This is a genomic window from Streptomyces sp. 1-11, assembly GCF_007176755.1.
Taxonomy (GTDB): domain Bacteria; phylum Actinomycetota; class Actinomycetes; order Streptomycetales; family Streptomycetaceae; genus Streptomyces.
Genome location: NZ_BJTV01000010.1, coordinates 163,316 through 182,337, shown reverse-complemented (window position 1 = coordinate 182,337; position 19,022 = coordinate 163,316). Strand labels below are relative to the sequence as shown.

Annotated in this window: 18 protein-coding genes; 6 read left to right on the top strand and 12 right to left on the bottom strand. The window is 73.1% G+C overall.

The annotated features are described in order from the left end of the window. The first annotated feature begins 85 nt into the window (after positions 1-85). The 3 genes from TNCT1_RS22340 to TNCT1_RS22330 all read left to right on the top strand — a co-directional run bounded on the left by TNCT1_RS22340 (position 86) and on the right by TNCT1_RS22330 (position 3,653). Entirely contained in the window at positions 86-1,045 is a 960-nt protein-coding gene (locus TNCT1_RS22340; RefSeq protein WP_143634938.1) for a carbohydrate ABC transporter permease, read from the top strand. 15 nt (positions 1,046-1,060) lie between these two features. Continuing rightward, on the top strand, positions 1,061-1,936 hold the full coding sequence (locus tag TNCT1_RS22335; protein WP_143634936.1) for a carbohydrate ABC transporter permease: 876 nt from the start codon (positions 1,061-1,063) through the stop codon (positions 1,934-1,936). A gap of 112 nt (positions 1,937-2,048) precedes the next feature. After that, positions 2,049-3,653: an alpha-amylase family glycosyl hydrolase gene (locus TNCT1_RS22330; protein WP_143634934.1), complete on the top strand. Its 1,605-nt coding sequence runs from the start codon at positions 2,049-2,051 to the stop codon at positions 3,651-3,653. 204 nt (positions 3,654-3,857) lie between these two features. Here TNCT1_RS22330 and TNCT1_RS36695 read toward each other — a convergent pair whose 3' ends face one another. The 3 genes from TNCT1_RS36695 to TNCT1_RS22320 form a co-directional block, all read right to left on the bottom strand. Beyond that, positions 3,858-3,989: a hypothetical protein gene (locus TNCT1_RS36695; RefSeq protein WP_268894181.1), complete on the bottom strand. Its 132-nt coding sequence runs from the start codon at positions 3,987-3,989 to the stop codon at positions 3,858-3,860. Positions 3,990-3,995: 6 nt separating this feature from the next. Continuing rightward, on the bottom strand, positions 3,996-4,295 hold the full coding sequence (locus TNCT1_RS22325) for a hypothetical protein (RefSeq protein WP_143634932.1): 300 nt from the start codon (positions 4,293-4,295) through the stop codon (positions 3,996-3,998). A gap of 114 nt (positions 4,296-4,409) precedes the next feature. Continuing rightward, positions 4,410-5,480, bottom strand: a complete 1,071-nt coding sequence (locus TNCT1_RS22320; protein ID WP_235902822.1) for a MerR family transcriptional regulator — start codon at positions 5,478-5,480, stop codon at positions 4,410-4,412. A gap of 205 nt (positions 5,481-5,685) precedes the next feature. On the opposite strand from TNCT1_RS22320, the gene TNCT1_RS22315 reads away from it, so the two are divergent. Beyond that, positions 5,686-8,328 (top strand): glycosyl hydrolase, encoded by a 2,643-nt coding sequence (locus TNCT1_RS22315; protein WP_143634930.1) that lies wholly within the window; start codon positions 5,686-5,688, stop codon positions 8,326-8,328. A 120-nt stretch (positions 8,329-8,448) separates the two neighbouring features. Here TNCT1_RS22315 and TNCT1_RS22310 read toward each other — a convergent pair whose 3' ends face one another. The 6 genes from TNCT1_RS22310 to TNCT1_RS22285 all read right to left on the bottom strand — a co-directional run bounded on the left by TNCT1_RS22310 (position 8,449) and on the right by TNCT1_RS22285 (position 14,553). Beyond that, positions 8,449-9,024, bottom strand: coding sequence for a rhodanese-like domain-containing protein (locus TNCT1_RS22310; RefSeq protein WP_143634928.1), 576 nt, complete (start codon positions 9,022-9,024; stop codon positions 8,449-8,451). A 101-nt stretch (positions 9,025-9,125) separates the two neighbouring features. Further along, positions 9,126-9,869: a sulfite exporter TauE/SafE family protein gene (locus TNCT1_RS22305; protein ID WP_143634925.1), complete on the bottom strand. Its 744-nt coding sequence runs from the start codon at positions 9,867-9,869 to the stop codon at positions 9,126-9,128. Continuing rightward, positions 9,866-10,231, bottom strand: a complete 366-nt coding sequence (locus tag TNCT1_RS22300; RefSeq protein WP_174266396.1) for a rhodanese-like domain-containing protein — start codon at positions 10,229-10,231, stop codon at positions 9,866-9,868. The genes TNCT1_RS22305 and TNCT1_RS22300 overlap by 4 nt, the downstream gene beginning before the upstream one ends. Positions 10,232-10,277: 46 nt before the next feature. Continuing rightward, the gene (locus TNCT1_RS22295) at positions 10,278-11,636 is read right to left on the bottom strand and encodes an MBL fold metallo-hydrolase (protein WP_143634921.1); all 1,359 of its coding nucleotides are present in this window, start codon (positions 11,634-11,636) and stop codon (positions 10,278-10,280) included. A gap of 141 nt (positions 11,637-11,777) precedes the next feature. Further along, positions 11,778-12,884: an aliphatic sulfonate ABC transporter substrate-binding protein gene (locus TNCT1_RS22290; RefSeq protein ID WP_143634919.1), complete on the bottom strand. Its 1,107-nt coding sequence runs from the start codon at positions 12,882-12,884 to the stop codon at positions 11,778-11,780. 439 nt (positions 12,885-13,323) lie between these two features. Beyond that, positions 13,324-14,553: an acyl-CoA dehydrogenase family protein gene (locus TNCT1_RS22285; RefSeq protein WP_143635123.1), complete on the bottom strand. Its 1,230-nt coding sequence runs from the start codon at positions 14,551-14,553 to the stop codon at positions 13,324-13,326. Between the two features lie 210 nt (positions 14,554-14,763). Here TNCT1_RS22285 and TNCT1_RS22280 point away from each other — a divergent pair, with 210 nt between their 5' ends. Then, the gene (locus tag TNCT1_RS22280; RefSeq protein WP_373920497.1) at positions 14,764-14,904 is read left to right on the top strand and encodes a hypothetical protein; all 141 of its coding nucleotides are present in this window, start codon (positions 14,764-14,766) and stop codon (positions 14,902-14,904) included. 38 nt (positions 14,905-14,942) lie between these two features. Here TNCT1_RS22280 and TNCT1_RS22275 read toward each other — a convergent pair whose 3' ends face one another. Beyond that, positions 14,943-16,085: a homoserine O-acetyltransferase gene (locus tag TNCT1_RS22275; protein WP_143634917.1), complete on the bottom strand. Its 1,143-nt coding sequence runs from the start codon at positions 16,083-16,085 to the stop codon at positions 14,943-14,945. 5 nt (positions 16,086-16,090) lie between these two features. After that, positions 16,091-17,449: a bifunctional o-acetylhomoserine/o-acetylserine sulfhydrylase gene (locus TNCT1_RS22270; RefSeq protein WP_143634915.1), complete on the bottom strand. Its 1,359-nt coding sequence runs from the start codon at positions 17,447-17,449 to the stop codon at positions 16,091-16,093. A gap of 545 nt (positions 17,450-17,994) precedes the next feature. On the opposite strand from TNCT1_RS22270, the gene TNCT1_RS22260 reads away from it, so the two are divergent. After that, positions 17,995-18,186 (top strand): antitoxin, encoded by a 192-nt coding sequence (locus TNCT1_RS22260; protein WP_143634911.1) that lies wholly within the window; start codon positions 17,995-17,997, stop codon positions 18,184-18,186. A 114-nt stretch (positions 18,187-18,300) separates the two neighbouring features. On the opposite strand, the gene TNCT1_RS22255 is transcribed toward TNCT1_RS22260, so the two are convergent. Then, positions 18,301-18,912 carry a TetR/AcrR family transcriptional regulator gene (locus TNCT1_RS22255; RefSeq protein WP_143634909.1) on the bottom strand — a complete coding sequence of 204 codons (612 nt, stop codon included), beginning with the start codon at positions 18,910-18,912 and terminating at the stop codon, positions 18,301-18,303. Positions 18,913-19,022 lie beyond the last annotated feature (110 nt).

The window sequence follows — 19,022 nt, the reverse complement described above, 5'->3', positions numbered from 1 at the left end:
GGAGCACCGCGTCCGCGCCGCCGCGGCCCGACCCCCGCGGCCCCTGTGCCCCAGCAACCCGGCAGCCGAGCACCAAGGAGCGACGATGGCGGCCCCCAGTCTGACCCCGAGCACGGCGGGCCCCGCCCGCCCGGCATCCCCGCGCACCGCGGGCCCGCCGCCCCCCGACGGCCGGTTCGCCCGGAGCCTGCGGCGCAACCTGACCGCCCACGGCTTCCTCATCGGCGCGGTCGTCTGCTTCGCGGTGTTCTCCTGGTACCCCATGATCAGGGAGTTCGCCCTCGCGTTCCAGAAGACCGGCAACGGCGGGACCCGCTGGGTCGGCCTGGACAACCTCGAGACCGTCTACCACGACCCCGCCTTCTGGCAGGCCTGGCGCAACACCCTGCTGTTCACCCTGCTGGCGCTGCTCCTCGGCTTCGCGGTGCCCTTCGTCACCGCCATCGTCATCAACGAGTTCCGGCACGGCCAGGGCTACCTCCGGCTCCTGGTCTACCTGCCCGTGATGCTCCCGCCGGTCGCCTCCGTACTGCTCTTCAAGTACCTCTACGACCCCGGGTACGGTCTGCTCAACGAGTTGCTGGGCTTCCTGCACCTGCCCGAGCAGCAGTGGCTGCAGGACCCCGGCCTGTCGATGCTGTCCGTCGTCATCGCCTCGACCTGGATGAACATGGGCGGCGCGACCCTGATCTACCTCGCCGCGCTCCAGGGCATCCCCGGCGAGCTGTACGAGGCGGCCGAGCTCGACGGCGCCGGCCTGCTGCGCAAGGTCTGGCACGTCACGGTCCCGCAGACCCGGCTGGTCCTCTCGCTGATGCTGCTGATGCAGGTCATCGCGACCATGCAGGTCTTCGTCGAGCCGTTCCTGCTCACCGGCGGCGCCGGCCCCGAGGGTTCGACCACCACCGTCGTCTACCTGATCTACCAGTACGCCTTCAACTTCAACAACTACGGTGCCGCGGCGGCGCTCGGCCTGCTCCTGCTCGTACTCCTCGCCGGGTTCTCGGCGGCGTACGTGCGGCTCAGCCGCGCCGGCGACGAGTAGACGGGGGAGACCGGCATGTCCACGCGCACACTCATCTCACCGGCCCAACTCGCCAAGTCACGCGGCAGGTTCCTGTACTGGGCGGCGTTCACCGTGGTCGTCGCGGCCTTCACCCTGGTGTTCCTCGGACCGCTGTACTGGCTGGCCTCCAGCGGGGTCAAGGACCCCCAGGAGGTGATCCAGACCCCGCCGACCCTGGTGCCGAGGTCCTTCACGCCGGGCAACTACAGCCGCGCCTGGGACGTCATGGACCTCTCCCGGCTGCTGCTCAACACGACGTTCTACGCGTTCGGCGCGCTGGCCTGCCAGCTCGTCCTGGACGTCGCCGCCGCCTACTCGCTGTCCAGGCTGCGCCCGGTCCTCGGCAAGGCGATCCTCGGCATGATGCTGGCCACGCTCATGATCCCGGCCACCGTGCTCGTCGTACCCCAGTACCTGACCGTCCTCGACGTGCCGTTCGTGCACCGCAACCTGCTCGACTCGCCGTGGGCGATCTGGCTGCCCTCCGTCACCAACGCCTTCAACATCTTCCTGCTGAAGCGGTTCTTCGACTCCATCCCGAAGGAACTCCTCGACGCGGCCGCCATGGACGGCGCCTCCCCGACGCGCGTCCTGTGGTCGATCGTGCTGCCCCTCTCCCGGCCCATCCTCGGGGTGGTGTCGATCTTCGCGATCGTCGGCGTCTGGAAGGACTTCCTCTGGCCGATGCTCACCCTTCCCGACCCGACCAGGCAGACGCTCAACGTGGGCATCTACTCGCTCTCCACCGGGGTGCCCGTGAACATCCTGATCGCCGCCCTGACGATCGCCTCGCTGCCGACCCTGCTGATCTTCCTGGTCTTCCAGCGGAACATCATGAGCGGCCTGACCGCCGGCGGCCTCAAGGGCTGACCGCACGGCCCGCCCCCGTCCTGCCCTCCCCAGCCTTCGCCGCCGGCCCGTCCGACGCCCCGCAGCATCCGGGCCGGCGGCGGAGATCCACCCTGCCCGAAAGGAACGTCAGTTGGCAGCCCCTCACTCGCCCCGCACCGACGACTGGTGGCGCGAAGCCGTCATTTACCAGGTGTACCCGCGCAGCTTCGCCGACGGCGACGGCGACGGCACCGGGGACCTCGCGGGAGTCCGGGCGAGACTGCCCCACCTCGCGCAACTGGGCGTCGACGCCGTCTGGTTCACCCCCTGGTACGCCTCCCCGCTGGTGGACGGCGGCTACGACGTCTCCGACTACCGCACCATCGACCCGGCGTTCGGCACCCTCGCCGAAGCCGAGAAGCTCATCGCGGAGGCCGCCGAACTGGGCATCCGCGTCATCGTCGACATCGTCCCGAACCACGTCTCCGACCAGCACCCCTGGTTCCGCGCCGCGCTGGCCGCCGGGCCCGGCAGCCCCGAGCGGGAGCTGTTCCACTTCCGGACCGGGCGCGGCGAGAACGGCGAACTGCCGCCCAACGACTGGCCGTCGCAGTTCTCCGGCCCCACCTGGACCCGGGTGCCCGACGGCGAGTGGTACCTGCACCTGTTCACCCCGCAGCAGCCCGACCTCAACTGGGCCCACCCCGCGGTCCGCCGGGAGCACGAGGAGATCCTGCGGTTCTGGTTCGAACGCGGCGTCGCCGGCGTGCGCATCGACTCCGCCGCCCTGCTGGTCAAGGATCCCGCGCTAGCCGACTTCGAGGAGGGCGTGGACCCGCACCCGTACATCGACCAGGACGAGCTGCACGACGTCTACCGCTCCTGGCGGTCGATCGCCGACGAGTACGGGGCGGTGTTCGTCGGCGAGGTCTGGCTGCCGGACGCCGAGCGCTTCGCCCGCTACCTGCGCCCCGACGAGCTGCACACCGCCTTCAACTTCAACTTCCTCGCCTGCCCCTGGGAGCCGGACCGGCTGCGGCGCGCGATCGACGACACCCTCGCCGAGCACGCCCCCGTCGGAGCCCCCGCCACCTGGGTGCTGTGCAACCACGACGTCACCCGTACCGTCACCCGCTACGGGCGTGCCGACACCTCGTTCGACTTCGCGAAGAAGACCTTCGGCACCCCGACCGACCTGGCGCTGGGCACCCGGCGGGCCCGCGCCGCCGCCCTGCTGACCCTGGCCCTGCCCGGCTCGGTCTACCTCTACCAGGGGGAGGAGCTGGGGCTGCCCGAGGCCGACGTCCCGCGGGCGAGCATCCAGGACCCCATGCACTTCCGCTCGGGAGGCACCGACCCGGGACGGGACGGCTGCCGCGTCCCGCTGCCGTGGGAGGCCGACGCCCCCTGGTGCGGATTCGGCACCGGGGCCGGGCCCTGGCTCCCGCAGCCCGAGGGCTGGGGCCGCTACGCCGTCGACCGGCAGACGGCCGACCCGGACTCCATGCTCGCGCTGTACCGCGCGGCCCTGCGACTGCGCCGCTGCGAGCCGGGCCTCGGGGACGGCCCCCTCACCTGGCTGCCCGCCGCTGACGGAGTGCTGGCCTTCGCCCGGGCGCCCGGTCTGGTCTGCGTCGTCAACCTCTCCGGGCGGCTGGCCGGACTCCCGCCGCACGAGGCGCTGCTGCTCGCCAGCGGCCCGCTGGACGAAGCGGGCCGGCTGCCGCGTGACACGGCGGTGTGGCTGCGCGCCTGAGCGCCCCGCGGCCGCCACGCGCCTGAGCGCCCACCGGCCGCGACGTGCCTGAGCGCCCCGCGGCCGCGACGTGCCTGAGCGCCCACGGGCCGCGACAGGGCCCCGGCCACCGTGTCGCACGGTGGCCGGGGCCCTGTCCGGTGTACAGAGAGCGCTTGCGCCGGGGGCAGGGATTTACCCCGTCCCCGGACAGCCTCATCGGTCTCACCAGGGGAACGCGCCCGACCCGTGGAAGGAGACGAACAACCAGATCACCAGCGGGAACAGGACCAGGAGGACGAAGGCGGCCAGCGCCTTCGCCCACCCGGCGGTCCTGCCCCGGCCGTCAGCGGGCACGGCGGGTCACAGCTTGCCCACGGCACGGGCGAACGCCTGCGCGTAGGCGCTCGTACCGGTCCCGGGGGGGTGGAAACTCTCCCGGCTGACGCACCAGCTTCCTCCCGGCTTGCAGCGGAAGTCACCGTTCCCCTGCGGGGCGACGACGATCTTGTTGATGCCCTCGGGATCGCCGCAGGCGCGCCGGCCCGCGAAGTCCGGATCGGGCGACTCGTAGCTCACCGGCACGCCGGACGAGTGCAGCGTCGTGACCATCTGCTGCTGTGCGCTCGCCATGGTCCGGGCCATGGCGTTGATGCGGATCATCCCCGCCCGCCGACGCCGCTCGCACGGGTGAGGGAGTCCTCGTCGAAGAGCTGGGGGCAACCCAGCAGGACGATCTTGGCGCTGGGCGGCCCCATCTGTCACTTCACCGTCGCCTCAGTCCTCCAGCCGCACCGGCATGAGGAGGGAGAAGGTGTGGTCGTCGTCGGGGTGGCGGATCGCCAGGGGGGCCGTCGGGGAGGTGGACTCCAGGACGAGGTGGGTGTGGGGCACGGCGGTGAGGGCCTGCAGGAGGAAGTCGCGGTTGACGGCGATGCGGCCCTGGCCCGGTTCGGTGTCCTCGCAGACGGTCGCCGTGCCGTCGTCCGTGATGTCCAGGACGCTCAGGACGGCCGCGGAGCCGTCCTGTTCGTGGACCGGTCCGGTCGCCAGCGCCTCGCGGAAGGCGGGCGCGTCGACGAGGGCGCGGCGTCCCGCCGGGAGCTGGACCAGGCGGCGGTAGTCGGGGAACTCGTGGCCGAGGTGGAGGCCGGCCACCTGGCGGTCGCCGGCCTCCAGCGTCACCCGGTCGCCGTCCAGGGTCAGCCGGGCGGTCTCCGTGCCGTCCAGGAGCGCCCGCATGGCGTCGGTGAGCGGAGCGGGCACGAGGAACCGGGCGCCCGTGCCGTCGTGTCCGGTGGTCGCGGCCCGGGCGACCGCCATTCGGTAGCGGTCGGTGGCCACGGTGTTCAGGGCGTCGCCTTCGGCGTCGAACAGGACGCCGCCCAGCATGGGCAGTTCGGGATCGGTGCCGACCGCGAAGCGCACCGCGTCCAGGGCCGCCGCCAGGGCAGGCGCTGGTACGGACAGGTGCACGGGGGCGGTGCGGAGCGGGGTGGTCATGGGGTTCTCCCTCTGGTCGAGTAGGGCTCGGAGCGTGGAGAACCCGGTGCGGGCGTCGGACAGCCCCGCCTCCAGGCGGCCCAGGTGGGTCTGCAGCAGCTTGCGGACCAGGCCGGTGTCGGCGCCGGACCAGGCGGCCAGTACCAGCCGGACGTCGGCCAGCGGCATCCCGGCCCGGCGCAGCAGCGCCAGCACCCGGGCCTCGTCCAGCTGTCCGGGGCCGTACCAGCGGTACCCGCTCACCGGGTCCACCCGGACCGGGACCAGCACACCCGCCCGGTCGTAGAACCGCAGGGCGCTCACGCCCAGTCCGCTGTCGCGGGCCATCTCCCCGATACTGCGCATCTCGCTCTCCACACCCGCAACTCTGGGCCCTCGACCAGGTCGAGGGTCAAACGCGGGCCCGCGGCCGGCTCCCGCCGCGTCCGCACCGCCCTCTCTCTCGCAATGTCAGGTTCCGGACAAAGAGTTGGCCAAGTGCCGGATCCCTCCGCCCGCTCGTGATCGGGTCTGCTGCGACGGCTGTACCACACCCGTTCGGGAGGATCCGGTGCCAGCACCAACCCGCAGAAGACGATGGCTCACGATCTGCGCCATCACCGCAACAGCCGGGCTCGTCGCGATACCCGCGAGCGCCGCGCCCGGTGGCCACGGCGGTCCCTTCGGGGTCCGCGCCCTCGACCGGCTCGCCGCCCAGCGCGAGCACACGGTGGGGGCCGCCCCCCGGCTGAAACCGGAGGACGGGGACGACGGCAACGAGGCCGACGAGATAGCCGAAGGCGCCGACCAGTACGCCGAGGCCCGCACCGCGCCGGGCGTCGTCGCACCGGGCGCCTACGGCGCCGCCTGGCGGAGCCTGAACGACCTGAAGCGGACCAAGGGGAGTTGGCGGCACGTCACCGGACTTGCCTACGACTCCGACGACCCCCGGTACCGCGACATCGACTCCAACTCCAGCGGCGGGTCCGGCGAAGTCACCGGCCGGATGGCCGCGATGGCCGCCGACGACGACGGCTACGTCTACGCGGGCAGCGCCGGCGGCGGAGTGTGGCGTTCCCGGACCGGCGGCGGCCACTGGCGGTCCATCAGCGACCGGCTGCCCTCGCAGTCCACCGGCGCGCTCGCCGTCGACGGCGCCGGCCGGCTGTGGCTCGGCACCGGCGAGGCCAACACCAACGCCGACGCCTACCTGGGCAGCGGCGTGTACGTGCTGTCCGACCCGCACCACGGCGCCTTCAGCGCCCGCAGCCGGGTCGGCGGCGACGAGCTGGAGAGCACCACCGTGCGCCAACTGCGGTTCGGCGGCGGCAAGGTCTGGGCGGCGACCAGCGAAGGCGTGTGGAGCCACTCCACCAAGAACCTGCGCGGCCACTGGAAGCTGGAGTTCGCGCCCAACCCCGACTACCTGCCCGGCGGTTCGAAGGCGACGGACGCGCACGCCGCGTACAAGAACATCACCAACGACATCGCCGTCGACCCGAAGAACCCCTCCCGGGTGATCCTCGCGGTCGGCTGGCGCAGCGGTGACGACTACAACGGCTTCTACACCCGGACCGCGGGCGGCTGGCGGCGGATCACCAGCGGCTTCGGCGAACTGCCGACCGACGCCGGCAACGTGGGCACGGTCACCTTCGCCCGCTCCGCCGACGGTTCGCGCTACTACGCGATCGACCAGTCGCCCGAGCAGATGGCCACCAACCCGGACAGCGGCCTGCAGGGCATCTACCGGGCCGCCTCGCCCTTCGGCCCCTGGACCAGGATCGCCGACTACAAGCAGCTCGCCGCCGACGGCTCCGCGCTGACCACCGCCGGATACATGCCGGGCGTACAGGCCTGGTACAACCAGTTCCTGACCGTCGACCCGGCCGACCCCGAGCACGTGTACGCGGGCCTCGAAGAGGTCTACGAGACCAAGGACGGCGGCGCCTCCTGGTCCACCGTCGGCCCGTACTGGAACTTCAACTTCCCGTGCTGGAGCATCGATCCCGCCCGGCAGTCCGGAAGCTGCAGCCAGACCACGCACTCCGACCAGCACGGCGTGGCGATCGGCCGCTACCACGGCCGCAGCTACGTCTACGTCGGCAACGACGGCGGCGCGTACCGGCGCCCGGTGCGCGGTTCCCAGGACTCCTCCGGCCACGCCACCGACTGGGCCTCGCTCAACGACGGCACCATCGACACCCTGCAGTACTACTCGGTGGGCGTCGGCAAGGACCCGGACCACCACGGGGTGGCCGTCACCGGCGGTCTGCAGGACAACGGCCAGTCGATCCTGCGCAGCGACGACAAGGTGATGGGTTCCGACTTCGGCGGTGACGGCGGCGACACCCTCACCGACCCGGCGAACGGCTGCAACCTCGCCGAGGAGTACGTCTACCTCGCCGTCCAGGTCACCCAGAACTGCGCCGTCAACGACGGTTCCTGGATGACCGACCCCGCGAAGGCGACCTCGTACAACGTGGCCCCGGCCGACAACGCCACCGGCGAGGCCCGCTTCATCGCACCGCTCGCCGCCGACCTGAGGAACAGCGCCACCTGGATCGCGGGCGGCCGCCACATCTGGGTGCAGGACCACGGCTACGCCATCCGCAGCGGCTCCGAGTGGCGCAGCGTGTACGACCTCGGCGCCGGCCGCACCGCCACCGCCGTCGCCGCCTCGGGCGGCAAGGTGTACGCGGCCTGGTGCGGGCCCTGCAACGAGGACGGGTTCGCCCGCGGCATCGCCGTCGGCAACGCGGACGGCACCGGCTGGCACGACATCAGCCTGCCGGCCACCGGAGCGGACGGCACGGTGCCCAACCGGTACCTCAGCGGTTTCGCCGTCGACCCGAAGAACGCCGAGCACGTCTTCCTCACGGTGAACGGCTTCTCGCGGCACTGGACCGAGGGCCCCGGCGCCGGCGCCGGCCACGTCTTCGAGTCCACCGACGGCGGCACCACCTGGAAGGACGTCTCGGCGAACCTTCCCGACGTGCCGGCCGACTCGGCCGTGGTGACGCCGAACGGCGGTCTCGTCCTCGCCACCGACCTCGGTGTCGTCCACCGCGCCCCGGGTCACAGCGAGTGGCGGCGCGTCGGCTCCCTCCCGGCCGTCGCCGTGCTGCAGCTGAAGCTCAGCCCGGACGGCGGCACCCTGTACGCGGCCACGCACGGCCGCGGTATCCAGGCCATCGGGGTGCGCGACCTCGGCTGACGGGGCCGCCGAAGCGCGAGGGGTGATCCCGGCTCCCGGGGTCACCCCTCGCCGCGTGCGGAACCGCACCGGCGCACCGTCACCGGCGGCCACGCGGCGTGCCGCTCGCGACCGCCCCGGTCAGTTGCCGCGCAGGCGGGCCAGCGTCGTCTCGAGGTCGGCCTGGCGGGGCCGGTTGTGCGGCAGCTTGGCCAGCAGCGCGGCCATGCCGCAGGTGTTGGTCACGGCCGAGAAGACCAGGCCGCCCGAGATGCCCGCGGACAGCAGCCGGAAGGCGGGGTGCACGAACTCGCCGAGCGCAAGCCCGAGCAGGACCGCGGAGCCCGCGGCCAGGCGCACCTGCCGCTCCATGCCCCAGACCGCCCGGGTGCCGCCCTCGGGGCGGGCGAGCGCGTTGCCCTGGGCGGCCCAGGCGCCGGTGCCGCCGACGAGGGTGGCGGCCCGCACGCCGTTCTCGGCGAGCGTCCGGCAGGCGTTGGCGGAGCGGGCGCCGGAGGCGCAGACCATCAGGACCTCGCCGCGTCCGGCGGCGGCCCGGATCTCCGGCAGCGCCCGGCCGAGCTGGTCGAGCGGGATGTTGAGGGCGCCGGGAATGTGGCCGCCGGCGTACTCGCCCGGAGTGCGGACGTCGATGACGGTGAGTTCGTGCAGCCGGTCGCCGGCCTGCTGGGGGTCGAGGGTGACGGGGGTGTTCATCGTGGATCTCATCCTTGTGTGCGGAGGTGCCCCGTACCGGGGCCGGACTGCTGTGGAGGTGCGCAGGACCGTGACGGCCGGGCCCGAGGGTCCCGCCGTGGTCACAGGAGCGCGTCGAGGAGCATCAGGGCGGCCACGGCTAGCAGGACGCAGGCGAACAGACGCTGCAGGGCCTGGCCCTTGATCTTCTTGGAGAGCCGTTTGCCGTCCCAGGCGCCGAGGATCGCCGCCGCGGTGAACGGGGCGACGACCGCCCAGTCCAGTTGTGTGCCGGTGCCGGCCCGGGCCCCGAGCGCGGCCAGCGAGTTGACCGTGATGACCAGCAGGCTGGTGCCGACGGCGCGGCGCATGGGCAGGCTCAGCACACCGACCAGGGCCGGCACGGCGAGGAAGCCGCCGCCGACGCCGAGGAACCCGGTCACCGCGCCGAGCCCGGCACCGGCGGCGCCGGCCTTCGCGGGCCGTACCGTCCCGGTGGCGCCGGTCCGGGCCGGACGCAGCATACGCAGTGCGGCGAGCGCCGCGACGACGGAGAAGGCGGCGGTCAGCACGGCCTGGGGCAGGTGTCCGGCGGCGGCCCCGGCGATCATCGCGGGCACGATGCCCGCCGCCGCGAAGAGCAGGCCGGTGCGCCAGGACACGTTGCCGTCCCGGGCGTGCCCCACGAGGGCGGTGACCGAGGTCAGGGTGACGATGACCAGGGCGGCCGTGGTCGCCTCCGCCGGGGTGAGGCCGAGCAGGTAGATCAGCGCGGGCACCGCGAGGACGCTGCCGCCACCGCCCAGCCCGCCGAGGGCCAGGCCGACGACGGCGCCGGCGACGAGCGCGAGGAGCAGGGCGGTCATGCTATCGATCCGTGGTTCCCGCGTTCGTCGACGACCGGATGCCCGGCGGCGGCCCACGCCTTCATGCCGCCCTTGACGTCCACCGCCTCGGCGCCCCCTTGGGCGAGCAGCTCGGCGGCCCGCCGCGAGCGGTGCCCGCTGCGGCAGATCACCACCAGGGGCCGCTGCCGGGCGGCGGCCGGCAGCGCCGCCCCGGCGGTCAGCCGGGACAGCGGCGCGAGGACCGCGCCGGGCGCGTGCCCGGCGTTCCACTCGTCCCGCTCGCGCACGTCCAGCAGGACGGCCGGGGCCTCGGGGCCCTGGGTGCGCCGGTGGGCCTCGTCCACGGTGACGCGGTGGTCGCCGCTACGGAAGAGGAACATCACACAACCTCTCGGAAAGTCGAATGGGGGTGGGTGCCAGGGCCGGTCAGCCGGTGACCACGGTCAGCCCGGCGGGGGCGGCGGCGTCGAAGCCGTCGTCCACGGCCACGACGTCCCGCCCGGCGGCGTCGAGCAGCGAGGCGGCGATGGCGGCTCGCATTCCGCCGGCGCAGTGCACCCAGACGGTGCCCGCCGGTACCTCGGCGAGCCGCTTGTGCAGCTCGTGGACCGGGATGTGCACCGAACCCTCGATGTGTCCGCCGGCCCGCTCGGAGTCCCGGCGCACGTCCAGCACGACCACGCCGTCCGTGCCGCGCTCGGCCAGGCCGGCGAAGGTGGAGCGGGGGAAGGACACCGGCCGGCCGCCCTCGGGCACCCACTGCTCGGGCGTGCCCGTCGCCGCGGCGGCGGGCCGGTCGATGCCCACCCGGACCAGCTCCCGCTGGGCGGCGGCGAGCTGCTCGGGGGACTCGGCGAGCAGGGTGACCGGCTTGCCCCACGGGATCATCCAGGCCAGATAGGTGGCGATCTTGCCGTCCGCCTCGAAGTTGAAGGAGCCGGCGACGTGGCCGCGCGCGAACGCGACCCGGTTGCGCAGGTCCACCACCCACTCACCGGCCGCGAGCCGGGCGGCGATCTCGTCGGCGTCCGCGACGGCCGGGGGAGTGAGGTCGACCGGAGCCGGACCGGCGGCGTTGGCCGGACCCATGTGCGCGTAGTAGGCGGGGACGTCCTCGAGACCGGCGAGCAGGTCCGCGACGAAGGAGTCCACGTCCTGCGTGAGCGCCGCGTTGACGGCCTTCTCCTTGCCGATCGTGGTGGCGTCGCCCTCCGCCTGCGCCGAGGAGCAGAAGCTGCCGAAGCCGTGCGTGGGCAGCACCGGCGTCTCGTCCGGCAGCTCGGCCGCGAGCCGGTGGGCCGAGGCGTGCTGCGCACGCGCCAGCCGCTCGGTCAGGCGGGGCTCGACCAGGTCGGGGCGGCCCACCGTGCCGATCAGAAGCGACCCGCCGGTGAACGCGGCCACCGGTACGCCGTCCTCGCTCAGCACGTAGGAGGTGTGGTGCGGGGTATGGCCGGGCGTGGCCACGGCGCGCAGTTCGAGGCCGCTGTCGACGGTGACGGTGTCGCCGTCGCGCACCGGCACCCGGGCGAACGACACGTCCGCCCCGCCCGGCACCAGGTAGGTCGCTCCCGTCACCCGGGCCAGTTCGAGGCCGCCGGTGACGTAGTCGTTGTGGATGTGGGTCTCCACCACGTGCGAGATCCGCACCCCGCGCCGGGCGGCCGCCGCCAGGACCTGATCGAAGTCGCGCGGCGGGTCCACCGCCACGGCCGTCTCCCGGCCGCCGGCCAGGTAGTGGCGGTTGCCCAGCCCCTCGAGCTCGATGGTGTCGACGAAGAACACGGAGATGTCCCTTCCAGAGATTACCCCCCCGGGTATGTGTTCCAACGTAACACGAGTACCCCGGGGGGTATTCCTGTGAGGTGGTGCGGCCCCTAAGACGGCAGGACCCGGCCGGGTGGCGCGGAACCGCCGCGGGCGGCGTTACTCGGTGCCGAGGCCGGCGGCGTCGATCGGGCCCTTGCCCTCGGCCTTGAGGACCTTGTTGAGCGGGGCGAGGTCGTAGATGCCCTTCAGGTCCGGCTTGTCCAGCAGGCCCGCCGTCACCGCGTGCCGCGCCTCGGCGTCGAGGGTGGAGGCCAGCGGGTCGTCGAGGAAGGCGATGGACTTCCAGGCCGGGTCGATGACATCGGCGGGCAGCGCCTTGCTCGACAGCTTCTCCAGTGCCTTGTTGGCGGACGCCTTAGCCTCGCCGGGGTTGGCGTTGATCCACTCGTTCGTCCGCACCGAGCCGCGCAGCACGGCCTCGACGACGTCCGGGTGCTCCTTGAGGAACTTCTGCGACACGATGATGTTCGTGATCACGAACTTCTTGCCGGGCCACAGCGTCGACTCGTCCAGCAGCACCTTGCCGCCCTCGGCGACCAGCTTGGACGCCGTCGGCTCGGGCACCCAGGCGCCGTCGATGGAGCCGGACTTGTAGGCGTCCGGCGTGATCTTGTTGTCGGTGCGGACGACGGAGACGTCGCCCTTGCCGCTCTCGGCGTCGACCTTCCAGCCCTGCTGGGCGATCCAGTTGAGGAAGGCGACGTCCTGGGTGTTGCCGAGCTGCGGCGTGGCGATCTTCTTGCCCTTGACGTCCTTCAGGGACTTGATCTTCTTCGGGTTCACGACCAGCTTCACGCCGCCGGAGGCCGAACCGCCGATGATCCGCAGGTTCTTGCCCTTGGACTTGGTGTAGCCGTTGATGGCGGGGGAGGGGCCGATCCAGCCGATGTCGATGGACCCGGCGTTGAGCGCCTCGATCTCCGAAGGGCCGGCGTTGAAGGTGGAGGTCTTGATCGTGGTGCCGCCGAGCTCCTTCTGGAACAGGCCCTCCTGCACGCCCACCAGTGCGGTGGCGTGCGTGAGGTTCGGGAAGTAGCCGATCTTCACCTCGTCGGCGGAGAGCTTCTTCGCGCCCGCCGCGACCGCGGTCTTCTTCCCGTCGTCGGTGGAGTCGGAACCGTACCCGCAGGCGGTCAGCAGGACGGGGAGCGCCGCTACGACGGCGATGGTGCGCAGGGTGGTGAGCGGTCTTGCGGCAGACACGGAGGTGTCCTCTCGGCGAAGGGGTGTGCGGGGAGCTGCGGACGTGGTGACACGGGCCGCGCGAAGCCGGCTGCGCACGTGGTGCCGCGAGGGCCGAACGCGGCCGGGCGCGGGTGCTCGGCTCGCCGGCCCGCGGCGGCGGAACGGGCGTTTCCGGACCCCGGAGCGGGCGCGGTGGCGGGCGGACCGGGCGGCGGCGGACCGCCCGCCGGGAGCGGCGCGGTCCGCGGACGGCTCAGACGGGCCGACAGATGGCGCTGGACGTGCGGCCGAAGTCGATGTGCCGGCGCGAGGTCAGCGGGGGCGGCGTCAGGAGCGCGCGGTTCGCCGGCCTCATGACCCCACCCCGTCTTCCCTAGCTTTCCTACCTGGTTGCTAGGGATCGTGGCAGAAGGAGGCGTCCGCCCCAAGAGGGTGTTCGCATGATGGACGGCGGCGGTCAGACGGGCAGGACGAACGGCGGATGCGTGCCGTTGAGGAAGTAGTCCCCCACCTCGCGGAGCCGGGGCCCGACCGGCTCGTACAGGGTGTGGGTACGGGCGTTGCGCCAGAAGCGGTCGAAGCCGAGCCGCATGGACGCGGAGCGGGCGCCGACGATGTCGAGGGCGCGGGCGGTGGACTCCTGCGCGGCCCGGGAGGAGGCGGCTTCGGCCATGGCGACGAGGACGGAGACGTCCGCGTACTCGTCGTAGGTGAGGTCCTCGCCGCGTGCCAGCCCGGCGTGCACGGCCTCCAGCGCCTGGTCCGCGAGCGCGGACGCGGAGCGGGTCAGGACGGTGAGCTCCCCGTAGGCGGCCAGTGCGTGCGGGTCCTGGGGGGCGCCGGCCGGCCGGGCGGCGTGCCGGTGCGCGTGGCCCGCCCTGCTGTACTCCCGCGCTTCGGCGAGCACTCCTTCGGCCATGCCGAGGCGGAGCTGGACGGAGAGGAGGCGCCCGACCGGTGACGCCATGGCGGTCACGGGCGACAGGTCGTCCTCGTCCACGGACAGGGAACCCAGCACGTCGTCGGGGGTGACCGGCACCGCGTCGAACTCCACGCTCCCGCCCGCTGCGAGGCGCTGGCCGAAGGCGTCGGCGTCGCCGCCGGTGCCGACCCCGTGGCGGGCCGGATCGACGACGACGGCCAGCGGTTCGCCGGTGTCGGCCCGCACGGCCCGCACGGCGAGGCGGTCGGCGACCAGGACGCCGGTGGCGTAGCTCTGCCGTCCGTCGAGCACCTGGCCGCCGCGCGCCCTGGCCAGCGTCAGCGGTACGTCCTGCCCGGCCAGTCCGCCGCCCCAGCACCACTGCTCCGCCGCGCACTGCCGCTCGAGCCGGGCGGCGTGGGCGGGCTCGGCGAGGAACCGGGCGCTCCACGACAGGAAGTAGTGGCCGGCCAGGAGTTGGCCGATCGCGGCGTCGGCCGTGGCGATCTCCCGGACCACGGCGTAGGCCGTGGGCCAGTCCGCGCCGCCTCCGCCCGACCCGGCGGGCACGAGGAGTGTCAGCAGGCCCGCCTCGCGCAGCCGGGACACCTCGTCCAGCGGGGGCTTGCCCGCCTGCTCGCGGGCCACCGCGTCCGTGGCCAGGTCGTCCGCCGACTCGCGCGCCACGCGCAGCCAGTGCGCACGGCCGGGCCCGGTCAGGTCCGCGTCCGCGAGGGGGCCGGCCGGCGCGGTGGCAACGCCCATGGTGGAGGTCTCCTCGAAGTCGACGGCGAACTGCCGGGCGGCGACGGCCTCGGCCGGCCGCCCGTGCCGCCGGGCCGGCCGGGTGCCTCGCACCCGGCGCGCGGACGACGGGCGAACGGCCGCCGCGTGGACGGTGCGTACATCATCCTGCGCATCCCGCCGGGGGCACGTCAACGCTTCCCTAGTAAATCGATAGGAATTATAGGGAAGATGGCCGGGCAAGGCCCCTGCCTCGAACGACTCCCGGAGGCCACCGGAGCGGACGAGCCGGTCGTCACCACCATCACCCACGACCACGAGGACCGCGTGCGCTCCTACCGGCTCCCGGCCGAGGAGTGGCAGCGCCGGTGAGCTGAACGCGGACGGGCCGGACCCGCCGGGGTCCGGCCCTACCCGAGAAGTTCTCCCACCAGCGCGCCGACCTGCTCCACCTCGGTGAGGAAGCCGTCGTGGCCGCGCGGGGACCCGATCACCCGCAGGTGGTCCGCGGTGGGGATGCCGGCCGCCAGTTCGGCCTGCTGGGACAGCGGGTAGAGCCGGTCGGAGTCGACGCCGGCCACGAGCGTCCTGGCCCTCACACGGCCGAGGGCGGCGCGGACACCGCCCCGGCCACGGCCGACGTCATGACTGTTCATGGCCTCCGTCAGGGTGACGTAACTGCCCGCGTCGAAGCGGTGCACCAGCTTGGCGGCGTGGTGGTCGAGGTAGGACTCGACCCGGTACCGGCCGCCGCGCCAGGGGTCCTCGGCACCCTGCGGCGCGCGGCCGAAGCGGTCCCGGAGCTCCGGTTCGCTGCGGTAGGTGACGTGGGCGAGGCGGCGGGCCAGGCCGAGTCCCGCGTGCGGGCCGAGTCCGGGACCGGCGTCGTGGTAGTCGCCGCCGCGCCAGTGCGGGTCCGCGCGCACGGCGTGCAGCTGGACGGCCGCCCACGCGATCTGTTCCGCGCTCGCCGCGGCCGCCGTGGCGAGCACCAGGAGGGCCCGGGTGCGTTCCGGATACGACACGGCCCACTCCAGTGCGCGCATGCCGCCCATCGACCCGCCGGCCACCAGCGCCCAGCGGTCTATGCCCAGCCGGTCGGCCAGGCCGGCCTCGGCCGCCACCTGGTCGCGCTGCGTCAGGAAGGGGAAGCGGCCGCCCCAGGGGCGTCCGTCCGGCGCGCGTGACGAGGGCCCGGTGCTGCCCTGGCAGCCGCCGAGCGCGTTCGGCGCCACGACGAACCAGCGGTCCGTGTCGAGGGCGCGTCCCGGGCCGATGAGCCCGTCCCACCAGCCGGGGGTGGGGTGACCGGGTGCGGCGTCGCCGGCGGCGTGGCTGTCGCCGGTCAGCGCGTGCAGCACCAGCACCGCGTTGGAGCGGTCGTCGGCGAGCCGCCCCCAGGTCTCGAACGCCAGGCGCGCGTCCGGGAGTTCACCGCCCGCCTCCAACGGCAGCGGCCCGGCGTGCTCGTACCACCGGCGACGGCCCGGCGGGTCCCCCTCCCGCCAGGCCCCGGAGGCCGGCGGGAGGGGAGCCTCGGGCGGCGTCAGCACGGTGTTCAGGACGCGCCCTTGGCCGCGCGGAACCCCGCCTCCAGGTCGGCCTTGAGGTCGGCGAGGTTCTCGATGCCGACCGACAGGCGCACCAGGCCCGGTGAGGTGCCGGTGGCAGCCAGTTGCTCCTCGTCGAGCTGGCTGTGCGTGGTGGACGCCGGGTGGATGATGAGGCTGCGGACGTCACCGATGTTGGCGAGGTGGCTGAACAGCTCCACGGCGTCCACGAACCGCTTGCCGGCCTCGACGCCGTCCCGGAGTTCGAAGGAGACGACGGCGCCCGCGCCCCGGGGCAGGTACTTCCGCCCCGCCTCGTACCACCTGCTGCTCTCCAGCCCGGGGTAGTGCACGGCGGCCACCTCGTCCCGCTGCTCCAGCCACTCGGCGAGGGCCTGCGCGTTGGCCGAGTGGCGGTCGAGCCGCAGGCTGAGGGTCTCCACGCCCTGCAGGAGCAGGAAGGCGGAGTGCGGGGAGAGGGCCGGCCCGAGGTCGCGGAGCAGCTGCACCCGGAGCTTGACGGCGAACGCCCCCGGGCCGAGCGCGGGCCAGTACCGCAGCCCGTGGTAGCTGGGATCGGGCTCGGTGAAGTCCGGGAACCGCTCGGCGTGCGCGCCGAAGTCGAAGGTGCCGCCGTCGACGACCACACCCGCGACGGCCGTGCCGTGTCCGCCCAGGAACTTGGTCGCCGAGTGGACGACGATGTCGGCGCCGTGCTCGACGGGCCGCAGCAGATAGGGAGTCGGGACCGTGTTGTCCACGATCAGCGGCACCCCGGCCGCGTGCGCCACATCCGCGACGCCCCGCACGTCGAGCACGTTGCCGCGCGGGTTGCCCAGGGTCTCCGCGAACAGCGCCTTGGTGTTCGGGCGGATCGCCGCCCGCCACGCCTCGAGGTCGTCCGGGTCGTCCACGAACGACACCTCGACGCCCAGCCTCGGCAGCGTGTGCCGGAACAGGTTGAAGGTGCCGCCGTACAGCGACGTGCTGGAGACGATGTGGTCGCCGGACCGCGCCAGCGTCAGGATCGCCAGGGTCTCCGCCGCCTGCCCGGACGCGAGGGCCACGGCCGCCACCCCGCCCTCCAGGGCGGCGACGCGCTGCTCGAAGACGTCCTGGGTGGGGTTGTGGATGCGGGTGTAGATGTTGCCGGGCTCGGCCAGCGCGAACAGGTCAGCGGCGTGCTGGGTGTCCCGGAAGACGAACGACGTCGTCTGGTAGATGGGAGTCGCCCGGGCGCCGGTCGTCGGGTCGGGTTCGGCGCCCGCGTGGATCTGCTTGGTCTCGAAGGACCACGCGGAGGTGTCGGGGCCGGTGGGTTCCTCCGGGGTGTGGCCCGCGGTGACGGAGTCGATGGGCTGGCTCATGGTGGGGCTCCTCGTGCGAGTGCGAGTGCGAGTGCGGGTGCGCTTACGAGTGCGGGTGCGGAGAGCGGAGGCGCGCGGTGCTGGACGCGGATACGGATACGGACGCGGATACGGATACGGACACGGACGCGCGATGCGGACACGGACGCGCGATGCGGACACGGATGCCGGACACGGATGCGCGGAAGTGCCGCGGCGTTGCGAACCGGCCCTGGAACGGGCGGCGTTCAGCGGGACGCGGGGGGAAAGAGACCGGTCAGAAGCCGGAGCGCGGACTCAGCTCGCGGCGGGACAACGCGTGGTGGTGACACGCCCGTAGTCAACGTGGCGGCGGGTCACGAGCACGGTCATGGAGCCAGATAACCACATGGACCCGGCGACGCACCAGCACGACGCGGTCGCCGGTCCGCCGGAGCGTCCGGCGGCCGTCAGCCGCTCACGGCCCGGACCGCGGGGAGGGCGTCGTCCGTGGGGCACCGCATGTGTCGGCGGGGCACGGGTACCCGCAGCCTGGTACGACGCCAACGCATCGCCGGGAGGTACCTATGGGCAAGCTGGGAGACATGGCGAACAAGGCCAAGGAGATGGCCAAGAGCCACCCCGACCAGGCCGACAGGGGCGTCGAGAGCGCCGAGCGGATGGTCGACGAGCGTACGGGGAACAAGTACGACGCCCAGACCGACAAGGCCGCCGACGCCGTGCACCGTTCCTACGGTGGCGAAGTGACGGACCGCTGAGTCCGCGGCACCCGGACCCGGGCCCCGGCGTCGATCGCCGGGGCCCGGTCGTGTTCCGGGTGCGAAGCGCCTGCCCCAACGGACCGCGGCCGCGCGGGCGCGGCCCGCGTCCCGTCAACCACGCCTGGCGAAGGCCGGGTTACCCGTGACGATGCGGGCGTGGTCGAGCAGACGGTCCTCGATGTCCTGGGCGGTCGCGTCGCCGACCAGCAGGTCCATCGCGTAGCCGTCCTCCAGCGCCACGAACGAGCGTCCCAGGGCCCAGGGGTCGCCGGTGAGCGTGAACTCCCCGCTCTTCTGCCCGAGTTCGAGCACCTGACGGTAGAGCTCGGACTGCTGGTGCGCGAAGGTGCGCTGCCGGTCCGCAGCGCCCTCGTTGCGCAGGGCCACCGGGAACAGCTCGAAGAGCAGCCGCGTGCTCTCCTCTCCCTCTCCCGGCCAGGGCACCCCGCTGCGCACACAGGCGCGCAACCGGTCGACCGGGCCTTCCGCCGCCGCGATGGCCTGCTCTCGCCTGACGAAGTACGTCGCGGCGCTGCGCTCGAACACGGCGGCGAACAGTTCCTGGATGTCGGCGTAGTAGTAGAGCACCGAGGCGGGGGTGACCCCGGCGACCCGGGCGACGTCCCGCAGTTTGGTGGCGGTGGCACCGAGATCGACCACTGTCCTGGCGGTCGCGTCGATGAGCTGGGCGCGGCGTTCCGCCTGGTTCCTGGGTCGGGCCATGGCTGACATGCTCGCACACCGCCGACGGTCGCCCGTATCTCACCTGTGGCAATCCATTGACCGGTCCACATTCGTTAACTAAATTTCGTTTAACGAATCCCCGAGGCAAG

Bases quoted from the DNA above. Each gene is read 5' to 3' on its own strand.
- TNCT1_RS22340 (WP_143634938.1), top strand. From the start codon at position 86: ATGGCGGCCCCCAGTCTGACCCCGAGCACGGCGGGCCCCGCCCGCCCG.
- TNCT1_RS22335 (WP_143634936.1), top strand. From the start codon at position 1,061: ATGTCCACGCGCACACTCATCTCACCGGCCCAACTCGCCAAGTCACGC.
- TNCT1_RS22325 (WP_143634932.1), bottom strand. From the start codon at position 4,295: ATGATCCGCATCAACGCCATGGCCCGGACCATGGCGAGCGCACAGCAG.
- TNCT1_RS22320 (WP_235902822.1), bottom strand. From the start codon at position 5,480: ATGCGCAGTATCGGGGAGATGGCCCGCGACAGCGGACTGGGCGTGAGC.
- TNCT1_RS22310 (WP_143634928.1), bottom strand. From the start codon at position 9,024: ATGAACACCCCCGTCACCCTCGACCCCCAGCAGGCCGGCGACCGGCTG.
- TNCT1_RS22305 (WP_143634925.1), bottom strand. From the start codon at position 9,869: ATGACCGCCCTGCTCCTCGCGCTCGTCGCCGGCGCCGTCGTCGGCCTG.
- TNCT1_RS22300 (WP_174266396.1), bottom strand. From the start codon at position 10,231: ATGTTCCTCTTCCGTAGCGGCGACCACCGCGTCACCGTGGACGAGGCC.
- TNCT1_RS22285 (WP_143635123.1), bottom strand. From the start codon at position 14,553: ATGGGCGTTGCCACCGCGCCGGCCGGCCCCCTCGCGGACGCGGACCTG.
- TNCT1_RS22280 (WP_373920497.1), top strand. From the start codon at position 14,764: ATGGCCGGGCAAGGCCCCTGCCTCGAACGACTCCCGGAGGCCACCGGA.
- TNCT1_RS22270 (WP_143634915.1), bottom strand. From the start codon at position 17,449: ATGAGCCAGCCCATCGACTCCGTCACCGCGGGCCACACCCCGGAGGAA.
- TNCT1_RS22260 (WP_143634911.1), top strand. From the start codon at position 17,995: ATGGGCAAGCTGGGAGACATGGCGAACAAGGCCAAGGAGATGGCCAAG.
- TNCT1_RS22255 (WP_143634909.1), bottom strand. From the start codon at position 18,912: ATGGCCCGACCCAGGAACCAGGCGGAACGCCGCGCCCAGCTCATCGAC.